Annotated in this window: 13 protein-coding genes; 3 read left to right on the forward strand and 10 right to left on the reverse strand. The window is 55.4% G+C overall.

Annotation, left to right across the window (positions count from 1 at the left end; all coding sequences use genetic code 11):
• Nucleotides 1-90: 90 nt before the first annotated feature.
• Nucleotides 91-1,692, reverse strand: a complete 1,602-nt coding sequence (gene cueO / locus EDF73_RS14840) for a multicopper oxidase CueO (RefSeq protein WP_132729875.1) — start codon at nt 1,690-1,692, stop codon at nt 91-93.
• A 145-nt stretch (nt 1,693-1,837) separates the two neighbouring features.
• Here cueO and EDF73_RS14845 point away from each other — a divergent pair, with 145 nt between their 5' ends.
• From EDF73_RS14845 to speD, 3 genes are all read left to right on the forward strand, one after another.
• A complete protein-coding gene (locus EDF73_RS14845; RefSeq protein WP_015585138.1) occupies nt 1,838-2,185 on the forward strand; it encodes a YacC family pilotin-like protein in 348 nt (115 codons plus the stop codon).
• 211 nt (nt 2,186-2,396) lie between these two features.
• A complete protein-coding gene (gene speE, locus EDF73_RS14850) occupies nt 2,397-3,266 on the forward strand; it encodes a polyamine aminopropyltransferase (protein ID WP_132729876.1) in 870 nt (289 codons plus the stop codon).
• Between the two features lie 14 nt (nt 3,267-3,280).
• The gene (gene speD / locus EDF73_RS14855) at nt 3,281-4,075 is read left to right on the forward strand and encodes an adenosylmethionine decarboxylase (RefSeq protein WP_132729877.1); all 795 of its coding nucleotides are present in this window, start codon (nt 3,281-3,283) and stop codon (nt 4,073-4,075) included.
• A 45-nt stretch (nt 4,076-4,120) separates the two neighbouring features.
• On the opposite strand, the gene EDF73_RS14860 is transcribed toward speD, so the two are convergent.
• The 9 genes from EDF73_RS14860 to aceF form a co-directional block, all read right to left on the reverse strand.
• Nucleotides 4,121-4,879: a DeoR/GlpR family DNA-binding transcription regulator gene (locus EDF73_RS14860; protein WP_132729878.1), complete on the reverse strand. Its 759-nt coding sequence runs from the start codon at nt 4,877-4,879 to the stop codon at nt 4,121-4,123.
• A 131-nt stretch (nt 4,880-5,010) separates the two neighbouring features.
• Nucleotides 5,011-5,967 (reverse strand): D-threonate 4-phosphate dehydrogenase, encoded by a 957-nt coding sequence (locus EDF73_RS14865; RefSeq protein ID WP_243655223.1) that lies wholly within the window; start codon nt 5,965-5,967, stop codon nt 5,011-5,013.
• Nucleotides 5,968-5,983: 16 nt separating this feature from the next.
• Nucleotides 5,984-7,258 (reverse strand): four-carbon acid sugar kinase family protein, encoded by a 1,275-nt coding sequence (locus tag EDF73_RS14870; protein ID WP_132729879.1) that lies wholly within the window; start codon nt 7,256-7,258, stop codon nt 5,984-5,986.
• Nucleotides 7,258-8,217 (reverse strand): 2-keto-3-deoxygluconate permease, encoded by a 960-nt coding sequence (locus EDF73_RS14875; protein WP_132729880.1) that lies wholly within the window; start codon nt 8,215-8,217, stop codon nt 7,258-7,260. The genes EDF73_RS14870 and EDF73_RS14875 overlap by 1 nt, the downstream gene beginning before the upstream one ends.
• 179 nt (nt 8,218-8,396) lie before the next feature.
• Nucleotides 8,397-8,759, reverse strand: coding sequence for a protein YacL (gene yacL / locus EDF73_RS14880; protein WP_132729881.1), 363 nt, complete (start codon nt 8,757-8,759; stop codon nt 8,397-8,399).
• A 186-nt stretch (nt 8,760-8,945) separates the two neighbouring features.
• On the reverse strand, nt 8,946-11,543 hold the full coding sequence (gene acnB, locus EDF73_RS14885) for a bifunctional aconitate hydratase 2/2-methylisocitrate dehydratase (protein ID WP_132729882.1): 2,598 nt from the start codon (nt 11,541-11,543) through the stop codon (nt 8,946-8,948).
• Nucleotides 11,544-11,947: 404 nt separating this feature from the next.
• The gene (locus tag EDF73_RS14890; RefSeq protein ID WP_132729883.1) at nt 11,948-12,232 is read right to left on the reverse strand and encodes a hypothetical protein; all 285 of its coding nucleotides are present in this window, start codon (nt 12,230-12,232) and stop codon (nt 11,948-11,950) included.
• 164 nt (nt 12,233-12,396) lie between these two features.
• Complete coding sequence (gene lpdA, locus EDF73_RS14895) at nt 12,397-13,821, reverse strand: dihydrolipoyl dehydrogenase (protein ID WP_132730083.1); 1,425 nt, start codon at nt 13,819-13,821, stop codon at nt 12,397-12,399.
• Nucleotides 13,822-14,154: 333 nt separating this feature from the next.
• A complete protein-coding gene (gene aceF / locus EDF73_RS14905; RefSeq protein ID WP_132729885.1) occupies nt 14,155-16,047 on the reverse strand; it encodes a pyruvate dehydrogenase complex dihydrolipoyllysine-residue acetyltransferase in 1,893 nt (630 codons plus the stop codon).
• Between the last annotated feature and the right edge of the window lie 4 nt (nt 16,048-16,051).

The raw sequence follows: 16,051 nt of genomic DNA on the forward strand, positions 1-16,051 counted from the left end.
CAACAAAAGGCCCGGTGAGAACCGGGCCTTTTCTTTTGCGGAAGGCGAAATAAAATAAGCGCCGTAGTCTCCTTCCTGCGCCGCATCAGATTAAACCGTAAAGCCGAGCATCATCCCGGTGTCCTCATGTTCCAGCAGGTGGCAGTGCGCCATGTAGGCATACTCTTTCGCTGCCTCATGCTCGAACTTCACCAGTACTTCACTGACCCCGCCATCGACCCGCACGGTATCCTTCCATCCGCTACGATGCGCGGCAGGCGCTGCGCCATTTTCCGACAGAATGCGGAACTGGGTGCCGTGAATATGGAACGGGTGTAGCATCATGTCGCCTTTGCCGGAGATGACCCAACGCTCGTATTGCCCTCTTGCCGCAGCGAACATCGGCAGATTCATATCAAAGGCTTTGCCATTGATCCGGTTGGCGTTATGGAAATCGAAACCCGCGGCGCCGTGGTTCATCTGCCCCATCGCGCCGTGATCCATATGACTCATCTCGCCATGATTCATCTGCCCCATATCGCCCATCTTGCCATCGCTCATCATCCTGCCATGGTCCATGCCGGACATCGCCTGGTCACCGTATTTCTGCATCAGAGCCTGCATTCCCATCATATCGAGCATCGGGTCCATAGAGAGCTGAAGCGTGCGCTGGGTCAGCCCGTCCAGAGACGGCAGCGCCGGTATCTCGACCAGGGTATCCAGCAGCTTGCCGGAGGCCTGAATGGTCAACGGCTGAATGCGTAATACCGGCTGGGGTTGGTCAAACGGCGCAATCGCCATCCCCATCTGGCTCACCGGCAGGGTGATCAGGTCGAAAGCTTTGCCGTCGCTGGTATCGATCAGCACTTCAAAGCGTTCGCCCATTAACATCGGCAGTTCACTCACCTTCACCGGTTCGGCAAGCAGGCCGCCGTCGCTGGCCACCACGTACATCGGTCGGTTGTCACTGGTGGAAAAATTCAGCGAACGGGCGTTGCAGCCGTTAAGTAAACGCAAACGCAGCCAGCCGCGCGGGGCGGCATGTTCCGGATAGAGCGCGCCGTTCGCCAGCAGCGTATCGCCAAACCAGCCGACGGCGGCGCTCATGATGTCGAGCTGGTAGTCGATCTCTCCGCCGGCGGTGAAACGCTTATCCTGCACAATCACCGGTATATCATCGATTCCCCACTGTTTCGGCAGCAGCAGCTGTTCGCTCCGCTCGTCAGAAATCAGCACCAGGCCCGCCAGCCCCATGGCCACCTGACGACCGGTTTTGCCGTGTTGATGCGGGTGAAACCAGCAGGTGGCGGCCCGCTGGCTGGGGGTAAAGTTCACGCTGCGGGAAGCGCCTGGCGCAATGATCCCCTGCGGCCCGCCGTCGACCTCACCCGGCACCTCCAACCCATGCCAGTGTACGGTGGTCTCTTCGCTCAGACGGTTATGGATATCCACGGTCACCGCCTCCCCTTTTTTGAGCTTCAGGGCGGGGCCCAGCAGACTTCCGTTATAACCCCAGGTGGTGGCCTGGTGGGGACCAAACTGGGTCTTCCCGGCCTGGATGGTTAAGGTGATGCGATTACGCGCGTCGGCGGTGAGAAGATCGGGCACCGGCAGTGCCGGACGACTGGCGGCAAAAGCCGAACGGCTCCACAACGGCAGAGCGCTAAATACGCTGGCCGCAGCGGTTAACTTGATGAATTCACGACGTTGCATTTTCACATCCTTTTCGTCTGCGGGTGAACATTTGAGCTTAAACCTTCCCCCTGGCGGAAGGTCAAGCAGAAGAGTAAGAATAAAGCTCTGCGTAGTGTAAAGAAGTATGCTAACGTTGAGCGTCCGTGATTCAATGGTAAAAAAAATGAAGACGCTTTTCAGAACAATAGTGCTCGGCAGCCTGCTTGCTCTATCCGCCAATAGCTATGCGTTAAGCGAGTCCGAAGCGGAAGATATGGCTGATTTAACGGCGGTATTTGTCTTTCTGAAAAACGACTGCGGTTACCAGAACCTACCCAATACCCAAATTCGCCGCGCGCTGGTGTTCTTTGCGCAACAGAACCAGTGGGACCTGAGCAACTACGACAGCTTCAATATGAAAGCGCTCGGTGAAGACAGCTACCGCGATCTCAGCGGCATCAAAATCCCGACCACTAAAAAGTGTAAGGCCCTGGCCCGCGATTCACTCAGTCTGCTCGCCTACGTTAAATAGCGCGTCTTTCAATCCGTTGCCATGACATCCCCGCCGCCCGTCGCCGGCGGTTGGTCATACTTCAGCCCCCGGCGTGGCTCGATTCCCGGTATCCGGCTCTCCCTGCACGAACGACTGAAATATCCGCCGTGCATCATCATCTATAGTTGGCTATGATGTTGCGCTCGTTTTTTACGCGTGTAACGGATGTTAACAAAGGAGGAATCCGCCTGTGGCCGATAGCAATCTGTGGCATGAAACCCTGCACGACCATTTTGGTCAGTATCTGGCAGTGGATAATGTGCTGTATCACGAGAAGACCGATCACCAGGATTTGATCATTTTTGAGAACGCCGCCTTTGGCCGTGTCATGGCGCTGGACGGAGTGGTACAAACCACCGAGCGCGATGAATTTATCTATCATGAAATGATGACCCACGTTCCGCTGATGGCCCACGGTGAGGCGAAACATGTGCTGATCATCGGCGGTGGTGACGGCGCCATGCTGCGTGAAGTCTCCCGTCACAGCAGCGTCGAAACTATCACGATGGTCGAAATCGACGCCGGCGTGGTCTCGTTCTGCCGTCAGTATCTGCCCAACCATAATGCGGGCGCCTATGACGATCCGCGTTTTACCCTGGTCATTGACGATGGCGTCAATTTTGTTAACCAGACGACGCAAACGTTTGACGTGATCATCTCCGACTGTACCGATCCCATCGGCCCCGGAGAGAGTCTGTTCACGTCTGCCTTTTATGCCGGCTGTAAACGCTGCCTGAACCCAGGCGGAATCTTCGTTGCTCAGAACGGCGTCTGCTTCCTGCAGCAGAATGAGGCCATCGATAGCCACCGTAAGCTCAGCCACTATTTCAGCGACGTCAGCTTCTACCAGGCGGCGATCCCCACCTATTATGGCGGGATTATGACCTTCGCATGGGCCAGCGATAACGACGCGTTGCGCCATTTGTCCAATGAGATTATCCAGGCGCGTTTTCACAAAGCGAACCTGAAGTGCCGTTATTACAATCCGGCCATTCACACGGCGGCCTTCGCCCTACCGCAGTATCTGCAGGACGCGCTGTCCGCCAGTGACCTTAAGTAAGGGGGTGACCTAAATTGAAAAAATTGAAGCTGCATGGCTTTAACAACCTGACCAAAAGCCTGAGTTTTTGTATTTACGATATCTGCTATGCCAAAACCGCAGAGGAGCGCGATGGTTACATCGCCTATATCGACGAACTCTATAACGCCAACCGTCTGACCGAGATTTTGTCGGAAACCTGCTCAATTATCGGCGCCAACATTCTGAACATCGCCCGCCAGGATTATGAGCCGCAGGGCGCCAGCGTCACCATTCTGGTCAGCGAAGAACCCATTGACCCGCAGCTTATCGACCAGACCGAACACCCTGGGCCGCTGCCGGAAGCCGTGGTCGCCCATCTCGATAAAAGCCATATCTGCGTCCATACCTACCCGGAAAGCCACCCCGAGGGCGGGCTGTGTACCTTCCGCGCCGATATTGAAGTCTCCACCTGTGGAGTGATTTCACCGCTGAAGGCGCTGAACTACCTCATCCACCAGCTGGAATCCGATATTGTGACCATTGACTATCGCGTCCGTGGTTTCACCCGCGATATCAACGGGATGAAGCATTTTATCGACCATGAAATTAATTCAATACAGAACTTCATGTCCGATGACATCAAGGCGCTGTATGACATGGTGGATGTGAACGTCTATCAGGAAAATATCTTCCATACCAAGATGTTGCTTAAAGAGTTCGACCTTAAGCACTACATGTTCCACACCCGACCGGAAGAGTTAACCGAAGAAGAGCGGAAGGTCATTACCGACCTGCTCTGGAAAGAGATGCGCGAGATTTACTACGCCCGCAACATCCCCCATATCTAAGAAACACAATCAGAGCCGCGACAGCGGCTCTGATACAGCTGAACGTTATGCCTGGTGCAGCTGGCAAGGCAGTTTGCCGAGCTGCTCCTGCACCTGGGGCGCGAGACCCCGATCGGTGATGATATCGGTCAAACTGGCAAGCGGAGTAACACAAAACAGCGACCAGGCGCCATACTTGCTGCTGTCCGCTAACAGCACCCGGCGGCATGCATTCATCGCCAGATCCAGCTTTAACCCAGCCTTCTCTTCGGTTGGCGTGGTAATTCCCTTTTCCAGGCTCCACGAATTGCAGCTAATAAACGCGATATCCGGGTAAATACCGCGCAGCAGCTTACGACCGTGATCGCCAATGCACGACTGGCTGCTGTCATCGATACGCCCCCCGATGATGGTTACTTCTATCTGTTTAAATTCAGAGAGAAACAGGGCGATGCGTAAATCGGATGTAATCACTCGCAGCGGCAGCGAAGTCAGGTTACGCGCCAGCTCCAGCATCGTCGTCCCGGCATCCAGCACCACAGAATCACCGGCTTTAATCATTGACAGAGCGAGTCGGGCAATAGCGCGCTTTTCCTGGAGATGCAGTAGTTGCTTTTCATTCGTCGTCGGCTGAGCCGGGATAAAGCGGTTAAGCGCCACACCGCCGTGGCTGCGATTAATGACGCCCTGCTCATCCAGCTTAATCAGGTCGCGCCGTATGGTCGCCGGCGAGGCATCAATAGCGCTAACAAGTTGTTCAACGGTGACCAGATTATGGCCTTTCAGATAGTCCAGAATCTGGTCTAATCGATTTTGTGACTTCATATACCTTTCATCTTTCACGTTGCAAGCCTGAATAACCCACGCCAGCGCTTAACCAGCGCGGGTAACCGCCTCAGGCACCGCCGGATTGCCGCCTTGTGCAACCTGAATGAATCCGGATAACGCCCTGTAAATTAAGCAAGCTGGCTGGCTAACTGGATAGAGATTGCCATGCTCTCAGACTTGGCTTTACCTGTCCAGGCAATATCAAACGCGGTGCCGTGATCGGCTGAGGTACGGATAAACGGCAGCCCGGCGGTAATATTGACGCCATCATAAAAGCCAAGAAGCTTCAATGGAATATGCCCCTGATCATGATACATCGCCACCACCATGTCGTACTGCCCCTCCCACGCCTGCAGAAAGACGGTATCCGGCGGGCAAGGACCATACACGGCGATTCCCTGCTGTTGCATCTGCGCAATCGCCGGGCCGACGATATTAATCTCTTCATCGCCAAAAAGACCGTTTTCACCGGCGTGGGGATTGACTCCAGCGACCGCAATACGTGGGGCGCTAAAACCGACGCGCCGCAGGAAAGTATCGGCTAGCGAGATCACCGTTTTGATACGATCGCCGTTCAACGTATCGAGAAATTTACGCAGCGCAATATGCGTCGAAACATGTATCACCTTTAGCTTGTCGGTATACAGTACCATCGCGTAATCGCGGCTATCCGTCAGCCTGGCCAGTAGCTCCGTATGGCCCGGATACATATGCCCCGCCAGATGAAGAGCCTCTTTATTCAGCGGCGCGGTAGCGATGGCCGACACCTCTCCCGCCAGCGCCATTTCAGTGGCACGTTTAACGCAGCGGTAAGCCAAATCCCCCGCCTGAGCCTGCACCTTCCCCGGAATGAGCATGGCAGGCTCTTTCAGGGGCTCGTCAATGACGTTCACGATCCCTGGCGCGAAGTGCGCCTGAGAAACCTGCTTAATGGGTCGTAATTCTACGAGCGGCGTGATTCCGGATGCCTGTAGCCGCTGTAGCGTCTGTAAACATCCCACTACAACTGCCGGTGTGCCTGAAAGTTCACCTTCAGCCAGAGATTTGATAATGATTTCTGGCCCAATACCTGCCGGGTCGCCCATCGTGACGGCAATTACGTTATTTGTCACTGTACATATCCTCAATGAAATAAAGTGCATCCCGAAGCGTGGCTTCGCCACCAAATCCCCCGGCTTTCGTGATCACCGGCAGATCGTCAATTTCGCTGTTTACCAGGGTTCCACAGGGTACGCAGGGCGCAACCTCGCTATTGATGCGGTAACCTTCCGCGCCCAGCGCTCTCGCCACGGCAATAGCAATATCTCCGCCAGTAAGAAACAGCCCGCCGATTTGTGCCCGGTTGATGATAGCGAGCGTGATGTCACCAAGCGCAGTGCTAATTTTGTCGCCTAGCTGTTGACGTGAAAGCTGGTAGCGCTCGCACAGCGTCTCGATCATCCCTCGGGCATCTGCGTCGCGACTGGTCCTCAGCACGCAATGCTGGCGGTCATGCAAAATGACCGTGGACTGCTGGACTATTTTTTGCTGAGTTTTATCGCTGTCCGTCTGCAACAGCGCCTCTACATCAATATCCACAATCCCCAGCGCCCTCTCTTTCGCTGCAAAAACAATTTGCTGCCGGGTCGCTTCACTCATCGAGCCGGCGACCACCAGAACCGGCAGCCGCTGCCGAACGCTGAGGTAGCAGCTTACCGGCAGCGCGTTGGCAAAACCGGCGGCGCCAACAAGTAAGTAGCGGACATTGAGCCTGACCACCGCCTGCGCCAGCAGAGCTAAATCACCATCATTTTCTGCATCGACAACCACAATGCCGCCGCCACGCTCGCTTAAACGCTGGAGTTCGGCGCCGGACTCGCCGCCACGAACCGCCGCCAGATTCAGCTCATAAACGGGACAGACCGTCTGCAACTCAAGAAGAGTTTTTATATGAGAAGAGACAATCGGCGTTTTTGGATCGCTGGCAAATTCTGTTTCGACGAGCGGTACGCCGTGCACAAGGCACTGTCCGTTTATCGTCACCCGGCCCGCCGCAGGAATCGCTGCCGCGACGATGGCCAGCTTTGCCCCACAAGCCTTCATTGCTGCTTCTACTTCCGCGCCGACGTTACCGCGGAAAGTGGAATCTATCTTTTTGTACGCCAGCGGCGGATTATCCTGTCCATGAAACCAGGGCGCGACAACCGCTCTCACTTTGTCGGCCGCCTGAGTCGGCGTCAGCGCCCTGCTTTCGGTATTGATCACCAGCACATCGGCCTTACGCGACGCCTTTTGCTGCTCATCAAGCATGACCTCGGTACGCGCGCCCTTCTTGGCCAGCTGGACCCCGGTATCATTTGCTCCAGTAAAATCATCTGCGATGACAATCATCTTCATTATGGTTTCTCCCCGAGGGCGATCTTCGCCTGCTGCTGATTGCGTTTAGCCACCCATGAAGTCAGCGCTGGCGTTAAGAGGGCCGTCACAATTACCGAGGTGGCGACCAGCGGCGTTGCCACCGCGACGATCGCGCCAAGTCCGGGATCCGCCTGTGCAATGGCCATCGGCGTTGCGACAGCGTTGCCTGCGGTGCTGGAAGCCGCTGCGCCGGCAATGCCGGTACCACCGAGTAAGCGATCGACTTTGATATTGAAAAAACCGCCCACCAGCGTGGTCAGCACCCCCAGCAGAATCCCGGCAAGCCCGCCTTTCAATAGCATGGATAAATCGATCCCGGCTCCCAACGCAAAAGCAAAGAATGGGATCAACAACGGGCCGCCTTTAGTGAGGAATTCACGCATCTGCATATCCAGATTGCCAAGCAGCATGCCGATAAGCATGGGAATCAGCACCACAACTATCGACATCAGCGGAATATTGGCCATACCAGCGGCCCCCAGAGCGATCATCGTCAGTATGGGGCCGTCGCTCAGCGACATCAGCGGCGTGGCCCCTACTTCGTTTTCACTGCCGAACTCGCCGGCCAGCGCGGCATACAGGCCGCCGTTGGTGTTACTCATCGCGGCAATAATGGCGACAGAGGAGAGCCCCCATAGGCCATCGACGCCAAAAAGTTTCTCGACCGTAAATCCAAGTGCTACCGCCACAACAAATTTAGTGAGGGTAATACCGCCGCCAATCAACAGGGATTTAGGCGCCGCTTTGATATGGATGCCAGCCCCCATACACAGTAAAAACGCCCCGATAAGTGGCGCCGCACCGTTCTTAAATAATGCCGTGGTAAAACCGCCAACCTGCAACGCCTCTGGGGCGAACGTATTGAGCACGGCCCCTAGCACGAGTGGGACGACCATCATCCCTCCCGGGATTTTTTCGATTGTCGCTTTAATTTTCATATCGCCCTCTACATTGATTTAATTTAATCATAGTTGATTATATTAAATCAAATAAAGAAAAAATAAGCGTCAGATCGCAGTTCCTGGTCTCAACAAATCGGATAAGTTAAGGCGTGAATTGATTAGATGTAATCAATTAAGGTGATACGGCAGCGCAAAAAGAGCGCTGCCGAGGGGGATTAGTTGTTTTGTATGAAACGGCGGTAGGCGGCCACGACCTGTAAAAAATCCTCGACGCCGCACAGAGAGAGGCTTTCTTCGTCGTAGTAGCTCATACCCTCTTCGATCTCATCGCCGGAAAAATCCAGCTGATTGGCGCGGATCATCACCTCTTCACCATCCAGCCATAATGTGTATTCATGCCCGGCACGCTGCCAGGAACGCTCGCTGCCTTTCACGGTACGCGCAGCCTGTTCCACTTCATCCAGCAGGGTCAGGTTCTCTTTCACTTCTTCATTAAACCAGTGCCCCACCACCTCGTGGCCCATTGACATCCGCACCTTTACCACTCCGGTAATATCGCGCAGAAATTCGTAATCCATAGTCTCTTCCTCTGCAAGGGCAATGCGTCACCGCTACATTGTACCCATAGGGTAATTATCGCAGTACCAGGGCAGAAAAAAAGCGCAGTGGGTGAAGGAACGGAAATAAAAATGCCCGGTGATGCAATGTTCACCGGGCATGGAGGAAGTTTACCGGCAATCCGTCAGCCGCGCCGACGTTTTACCTTACACCGCCGTCTGGAAGATAACCCCGTCAGCTTTCTCAGTGTACTGATCCAGCTGGTTGAAGTTCAGGTAACGATAGGTGTCCGCCGCGGTCTTGTCGACCTGGGCTACGAAGGTCTGATACTCCTCCGGCGTCGGCAGTTTGCCGATCAGCGAAGCGACCGCCGCCAGCTCAGCCGAAGCCAGATAGACGTTCGCGCCAGTACCTAAACGGTTCGGGAAGTTACGGGTTGAAGTGGATACCACCGTCGCACCGTCGGCCACGCGCGCCTGGTTACCCATACACAGGGAACAGCCAGGGATTTCGATACGCGCGCCGCTCTTACCAAACACGCTGTAGTAACCTTCTTCGGTCAGCTGCGCCGCGTCCATACGGGTTGGCGGAGCCACCCACAGACGGGTCGGCAGCTGGCCTTTGTGGCTATCCAGCAGTTTACCCGCCGCGCGGAAGTGACCGATGTTGGTCATGCAAGAACCGATAAAGACTTCATCGATTTTCTCGCCCTGCACGTCGGACAGCAGACGCGCGTCGTCCGGATCGTTCGGCGCGCAGAGGATCGGCTCTTTGATCTCCGCCAGATCGATGTCGATCACTGCGGCATATTCGGCATCAGCATCGGCTTCCAGCAGCTGCGGATCCGCCAGCCATTTCTCCATCCCCTGAATACGACGCTCCAGGGTACGACGATCGCCGTAGCCTTCTGCGATCATCCACTTCAGCAGGACGATGTTGGAGTTCAGATACTCGACGATCGGCTCCTGATTCAGCTTGATGGTACAGCCGGCGGCGGAACGCTCTGCGGAAGCATCGGTCAACTCAAACGCCTGCTCAACTTTCAGATCCGGCAGGCCTTCAATTTCGAGAATACGCCCGGAGAAGATGTTTTTCTTACCTTTCTTCTCGACGGTCAGCAGGCCCTGCTTAATCGCATACAGCGGGATCGCATGGACCAGATCGCGCAGGGTGATCCCCGGCTGCATCTGACCTTTAAAGCGAACCAGTACCGATTCCGGCATATCCAGCGGCATCACGCCGGTCGCGGCGGCAAACGCCACCAGACCTGAGCCCGCCGGGAAGGAGATACCAATCGGGAAACGGGTGTGGGAGTCGCCGCCGGTGCCCACGGTGTCCGGTAGCAGCATACGGTTCAGCCACGAGTGGATAACGCCATCGCCCGGACGCAGCGAAACGCCGCCGCGGTTCATAATGAAGTCAGGCAGCGTGTGGTGGGTGGTGACGTCAACCGGCTTCGGATAGGCCGCCGTGTGGCAGAAAGACTGCATCACCAGATCGGCGGAGAAGCCGAGGCACGCCAGGTCTTTCAGTTCATCACGGGTCATCGGACCGGTGGTGTCCTGGGAACCAACGGAGGTCATTTTCGGCTCGCAGTAAGCGCCCGGACGGACGCCGGCGACGCCGCAGGCGCGACCCACCATTTTCTGTGCCAGCGAGTAGCCGCGGCCGCTTTCGACCACATCTTTCGCGTGGCGGAAAACGTCGCTGTGCGGCAGGCCCAGCGCATCACGCGCACGGGTAGTCAGGCCACGGCCGATAATCAGCGGAATACGGCCACCGGCGCGCACTTCGTCGATCAGCACGTCGGTTTTCAGCTCGAAGGTCGCCAGCAGTTCATTGGTTTCGTGGTTACGCACTTCGCCTTTGAACGGGTAAACATCGATAACGTCGCCCATGTTCAGGTTGCTGACGTCAACTTCGATCGGCAGCGCGCCCGCATCTTCCATGGTGTTAAAGAAGATCGGCGCGATTTTGCCGCCCAGCACCAGACCGCCGCCGCGCTTATTCGGCACGTTCGGGATATCGTCGCCCATAAACCACAGCACCGAGTTGGTCGCGGATTTACGCGAAGAACCGGTACCGACCACGTCACCGACGTAGGCCAGCGGGAAACCTTTTGCCTGCAGCGCTTCGATTTGCTTGATCGGGCCAACTGAACCCGGCTGATCCGGCTCAATACCTTCACGGGCGTTTTTCAGCATCGCCAGGGCGTGCAGCGGAATATCCGGGCGGGACCAGGCATCGGGTGCCGGAGAGAGATCATCGGTGTTGGTTTCACCGGTGACTTTGAAAACGGTGACGGTAATTTTTTCCGCCAGCTGCGGACGGCTCAGGAACCACTCGGCTTCCGCCCAGGATTGCATCACCTGCTTCGCGTATTCATTCCCCGCTTTCGCCTTCTCTTCGACGTCGTAGAAGTTATCGAACATCAGCAGCGTATGGGAGAGCGCCTTCGCCGCAATCGGTGCCAGTCTGGCATCGTCCAGCGCATCAATCAGCGGGTGAATGTTGTAACCGCCCTGCATGGTGCCCAGCAGTTCAACGGCTTTTTCAGGGGTTACCAGTGGGGAGGTCGCTTCACCTTTGGCGATAGCGGCAAGGAATCCGGCTTTAACATAGGCGGCTTCGTCGACGCCCGGCGGTACACGGTTAATTAACAGGTCTAACAGGAATTCTTCTTCACCCGCAGGCGGGTTTTTCAGCAGTTCTACCAGCGCGGCCATTTGGGTTGCATCTAAGGGTTTGGCAACAATCCCAACGGCTGCACGCTCAGCTACGTGCTTACGGTATTCTTCTAGCACGACGGTTCTCCTCGCTCTCATTGTAAAATGCGGCAGGCGATTCTCTTCACGCTCCTGTGAGACAGCAGTTTGTAGGGTAAATGCCCGATACCGCGTCGGCAGCATAGCAGGATTTTGGCGAGGTGTTAATCTGTTTACAAAAAAGCAACATTAAAATTTAGCTGAATCGTTAAGGGCAGGATTTTACAGCCTTTCCGCACATTTCCCGCTATATAAATTTCACTCTGCCGGCGGCAACTGTCCAAAATGCCGGCAAAACAGGGCGGTTTATGCTACCGCAGAGAGGTGATTGCCTGTGATATCCAGCCTCCACGATGCGATGGCTGCTCCCCTCAGGGAAGTGAGGCATAAAAAATGCCCGGCGCAGCATCCTGCGCCGGGCATCCCGAGATTCTGACGATATTTTAGCCCTGATGCGGCATCAATTGCGGATAGCCGCTGAAGGCGGGCTTACTGCTGCTCAATGCGGCTTCATCGTCATGGATGCTGCCTGAGTTCGCCGCCCATACGCCTTCCGTGGTTTTGCTGATTTGCTGATGCTGCGTATTCAGGTTCTGACCCATGGCGGCAATATGCGTATTCTCCGTTCCACCGCTGTTAGCGGCCCACGGAATGGAAGGATCCGCAGCGTAGGCCATACCGGATACCAGCGTTGCGGCTAACAGAGTCGTTGTTAAAAAGCGTTTCATAACCCACCCCCACCTAATAATTAACCAGCTATAAGTTTACAAGGCAATTATTGTCAAAGTATCTATAACATGTAGCAGGTTATTAACGCAGACACAGTTCTAAACATCAGGCATAAAAAAAGCGGCTCTCAGAGCCGCTTGTCCCTATTGCCGGAAAGAAAAACTTACTTTTTCTTCGCTTTCGGGTTTGGCAGGTCGGTGATGCTACCTTCGAAGACTTCTGCCGCCAGGCCAACGGACTCATGCAGAGTCGGGTGCGCGTGGATGGTCAGGGCGATGTCTTCTGCGTCGCAGCCCATTTCGATAGCCAGACCGATTTCACCCAGCAGCTCGCCGCCGTTGGTGCCGACAATCGCGCCGCCGATAACACGGTGGGTCTCTTTGTCGAAGATCAGTTTGGTCATACCGTCTGCGCAATCGGAAGCGATAGCACGGCCAGATGCTGCCCACGGGAAGGTGGCAGTTTCGTAGCTGATGCCTTTCTCTTTCGCTTCTTTCTCGGTCAGGCCAACCCAGGCAACTTCTGGCTCAGTGTAGGCGATTGACGGGATCACTTTCGGGTCGAAGTAGTGTTTCAGACCGGAGATAACTTCTGCGGCAACGTGACCTTCATGCACACCTTTGTGCGCCAGCATCGGCTGACCAACGATATCGCCGATAGCGAAGATGTGCGGAACGTTGGTACGCAGCTGCTTGTCAACGCGGATAAAGCCACGCTCGTCGACTTCAACGCCAGCTTTGCCCGCATCGAGGTTTTTACCGTTCGGTACGCGACCGATAGCCACCAGCACCGCGTCATAACGCTGCGCTTCAGCCGGCGCTTTTTTGCCTTCCATGGAAACATAGATACCGTCTTCTTTCGCTTCAACGGCAGTCACTTTGGTTTCCAGCATCAGGTTGAATTTCTTGCTGATGCGTTTGGTGAAGACTTTAACCACGTCTTTATCGGCTGCCGGGATAACCTGGTCGAACATTTCAACCACGTCAATCTCTGAACCCAGCGCATGGTATACGGTACCCATTTCCAGACCGATAATACCGCCACCCATCACCAGCATACGCTTCGGTACGGATTTCAGTTCCAGCGCATCGGTGGAGTCCCATACGCGCGGATCTTCGTGCGGGATGAACGGCAGTTGAATCGGACGGGAGCCCGCCGCGATGATCGCATTGTCGAAGTTGATCACGGTTTTACCGTTTTCGCCTTCCACTTCCAGGGTGTTAGCGCCGGTGAATTTACCCAGACCGTTAACCACCTTCACTTTACGACCTTTGGCCATGCCAGCCAGACCACCGGTCAGCTGAGTGATGACTTTTTCTTTCCAGGTGCGGATCTTGTCAATGTCAGTTTTCGGCTCACCGAAAACGATGCCGTGCTCGGCCAGCGCTTTCGCTTCTTCGATAACTTTAGCAACGTGCAGCAGTGCTTTAGAAGGGATACAACCGACGTTCAGGCAAACACCGCCGAGGGTGTTGTAACGTTCTACGATGACGGTTTCCAGACCTAAATCAGCGCAACGGAAGGCAGCAGAATAACCTGCAGGACCTGCCCCAAGTACCACGACCTGAGTTTTAATTTCAGTACTCATCATGACCTCTGTAGTTTGTATCCGGCGGGTCTGACGCTATTGTTATACACTTCATCCTTCAAGCCGCCTCTGCGTTGGCTGCGCTCGCTCACCCCGGGTTACGTACTGCTTGTACGCTCCAGGGATTCACTCCCTTGCCGCCTTGACGCAACTCGAATTATTTTGTGTAAATTACGCCCATGTCCACCGGGACGTTCTATCCGCCTGCATTTTACAAAATTGTTAACAATTTTGAAACAACAAACGGCAAACGATTTTGTCCTTTGTTGCTGGTAACCCCGAAACGAAGACGGGATTAGCAGAAAAAAGCCGGCCGTCAGGCCGGCTTTTCGCTTACATCACCAGGCGGCGAATGTCGCTCAGCATGTTGTTGATGATGGTGATAAAGCGCGCACCATCAGCACCATCGATCACACGGTGGTCGAAGGACAGAGAGATTGGCATCATCAGACGCGGCACAAACTCTTTACCATTCCACACCGGCTCCATCGCGGATTTGGACACACCGAGGATAGCCACTTCCGGCGCGTTAACAATCGGCGCGAAGTGGGTTGTCCCCAGGCCGCCGATGCTGGAGATGGTGAAGCAACCGCCCTGCATTTCGCCCGCAGTCAGCTTACCGTCACGCGCTTTCTTCGAGATCACCGTCAGTTCACGAGACAGCTCGGTAATGCTCTTCTTGTTCACGTCTTTAAATACCGGAACAACCAGACCATTCGGCGTGTCAACCGCGACACCGATGTTGATGTATTTCTTCAGCGTCAGACGCTGCGCATCTTCAGACAGCGAGCTGTTGAAGCGCGGCATCTGCTCAAGCGCAGCGGCCACGGCTTTCATGATGAAGACAACCGGCGTGAATTTCACGTCCAGTTTACGCTTCTCAGCTTCAGCGTTCTGCTGCTTGCGGAAGGCTTCCAGATCGGTGATGTCGGTTTTGTCGAAGTGCGTAACGTGCGGGATCATCACCCAGTTACGGCTCAGGTTAGCACCAGAGATTTTCTGGATGCGACCCAGCTCGACTTCTTCCACTTCGCCAAACTTGCTGAAGTCCACTTTCGGCCATGGCAGCATGCCCGGCAGACCGCCGCCGGTCGCGGCGGCAGGTGCAGACTCAGCACGTTTAACCGCGTCTTTCACATACGCCTGAACGTCTTCGCGCAGGATACGACCTTTACGGCCAGAACCTTTCACTTTCGCCAGGTTAACGCCGAACTCGCGCGCCAGACGGCGAATCAGCGGAGTCGCGTGAACATAAGCGTCGTTTTCAGCGAACTCAGATTTGCCTTCGGCTTTCGCCGCCGGTGCTGCCGTTTTTGTCGCCGGAGCCGGTGCGCTAGCAGCAGGTGCCGGAGCAGCAGCAGCCGGAGCCGCGGCAGGCGCAGCGCCTTCCACTTCGAAGACCATAATCAGCGAGCCGGTGGACACTTTGTCGCCGGTGCTGATTTTGATTTCTTTCACGGTGCCCGCGAACGGCGCCGGAACTTCCATAGAGGCTTTGTCGCCTTCTACGGTGATCAGCGACTGCTCAGCGGCAACTTTATCGCCGACTTTGACCATCACTTCAGTGACTTCAACTTCGTCGCCGCCGATGTCCGGTACATTAACGTCTTTCACGCCGGTTGCAGCAGGTGCCGCGGCAGCCGGTGCAGCAGCCTGCGCAGGTGCTGCCGGAGCAGCGGCGCCAGCCACTTCGAAGACCATGATCAGCGAGCCGGTGGACACTTTGTCGCCGGTGTTGATTTTGATTTCTTTCACGGTGCCCGCGAACGGCGCCGGGACTTCCATAGAAGCTTTGTCGCCTTCTACGGTGATCAGCGACTGTTCAGCCGCAACGGTGTCGCCCACTTTGACCATGATCTCAGTGACTTCAACTTCGTCACCGCCGATATCCGGTACATGAACCTCTTTTGCCGCTGCCGCAGCAGGTGCTGCTGCCGGTGCCGGTGCCGCTTCTTGCTTCTCTTCCTTCGCAGGTGCAGCGTCTGCTGCACCGTCGGCGGAATCGAAAATCATGATCAGTTTACCGGTCTCGGTTTTGTCGCCGACAGAGACTTTGATCTCTTTGACCACGCCTGCCTGCGGAGACGGGACTTCCATAGAGGCTTTGTCGCCTTCTACGGTGATCAGCGACTGTTCAGCTTCAACTTTGTCGCCAACTTTGACCAGGATTTCGGTGATTTCAACTTCATCTGCCCCGATATCCGGTACGTTGATTTCGATAGCCATTATT

Origin of the sequence: Klebsiella sp. BIGb0138 (assembly GCF_004342285.1) — a bacterium.
In the GTDB taxonomy this organism is placed as follows: domain Bacteria; phylum Pseudomonadota; class Gammaproteobacteria; order Enterobacterales; family Enterobacteriaceae; genus Klebsiella.

Excerpts from the sequence above, each read along its gene's own strand:
- EDF73_RS14860 (WP_132729878.1), bottom strand. The coding sequence starts at position 4,879 with ATGAAGTCACAAAATCGATTAGACCAGATTCTGGACTATCTGAAAGGC.
- EDF73_RS14870 (WP_132729879.1), bottom strand. The coding sequence starts at position 7,258 with ATGAAGATGATTGTCATCGCAGATGATTTTACTGGAGCAAATGATACC.
- EDF73_RS14865 (WP_243655223.1), bottom strand. The coding sequence starts at position 5,967 with ATGGGCGACCCGGCAGGTATTGGGCCAGAAATCATTATCAAATCTCTG.
- yacL (WP_132729881.1), bottom strand. The coding sequence starts at position 8,759 with ATGGATTACGAATTTCTGCGCGATATTACCGGAGTGGTAAAGGTGCGG.
- EDF73_RS14875 (WP_132729880.1), bottom strand. The coding sequence starts at position 8,217 with ATGAAAATTAAAGCGACAATCGAAAAAATCCCGGGAGGGATGATGGTC.
- cueO (WP_132729875.1), bottom strand. The coding sequence starts at position 1,692 with ATGCAACGTCGTGAATTCATCAAGTTAACCGCTGCGGCCAGCGTATTT.
- EDF73_RS14845 (WP_015585138.1), top strand. The coding sequence starts at position 1,838 with ATGAAGACGCTTTTCAGAACAATAGTGCTCGGCAGCCTGCTTGCTCTA.
- EDF73_RS14890 (WP_132729883.1), bottom strand. The coding sequence starts at position 12,232 with ATGAAACGCTTTTTAACAACGACTCTGTTAGCCGCAACGCTGGTATCC.
- aceF (WP_132729885.1), bottom strand. The coding sequence starts at position 16,047 with ATGGCTATCGAAATCAACGTACCGGATATCGGGGCAGATGAAGTTGAA.
- lpdA (WP_132730083.1), bottom strand. The coding sequence starts at position 13,821 with ATGAGTACTGAAATTAAAACTCAGGTCGTGGTACTTGGGGCAGGTCCT.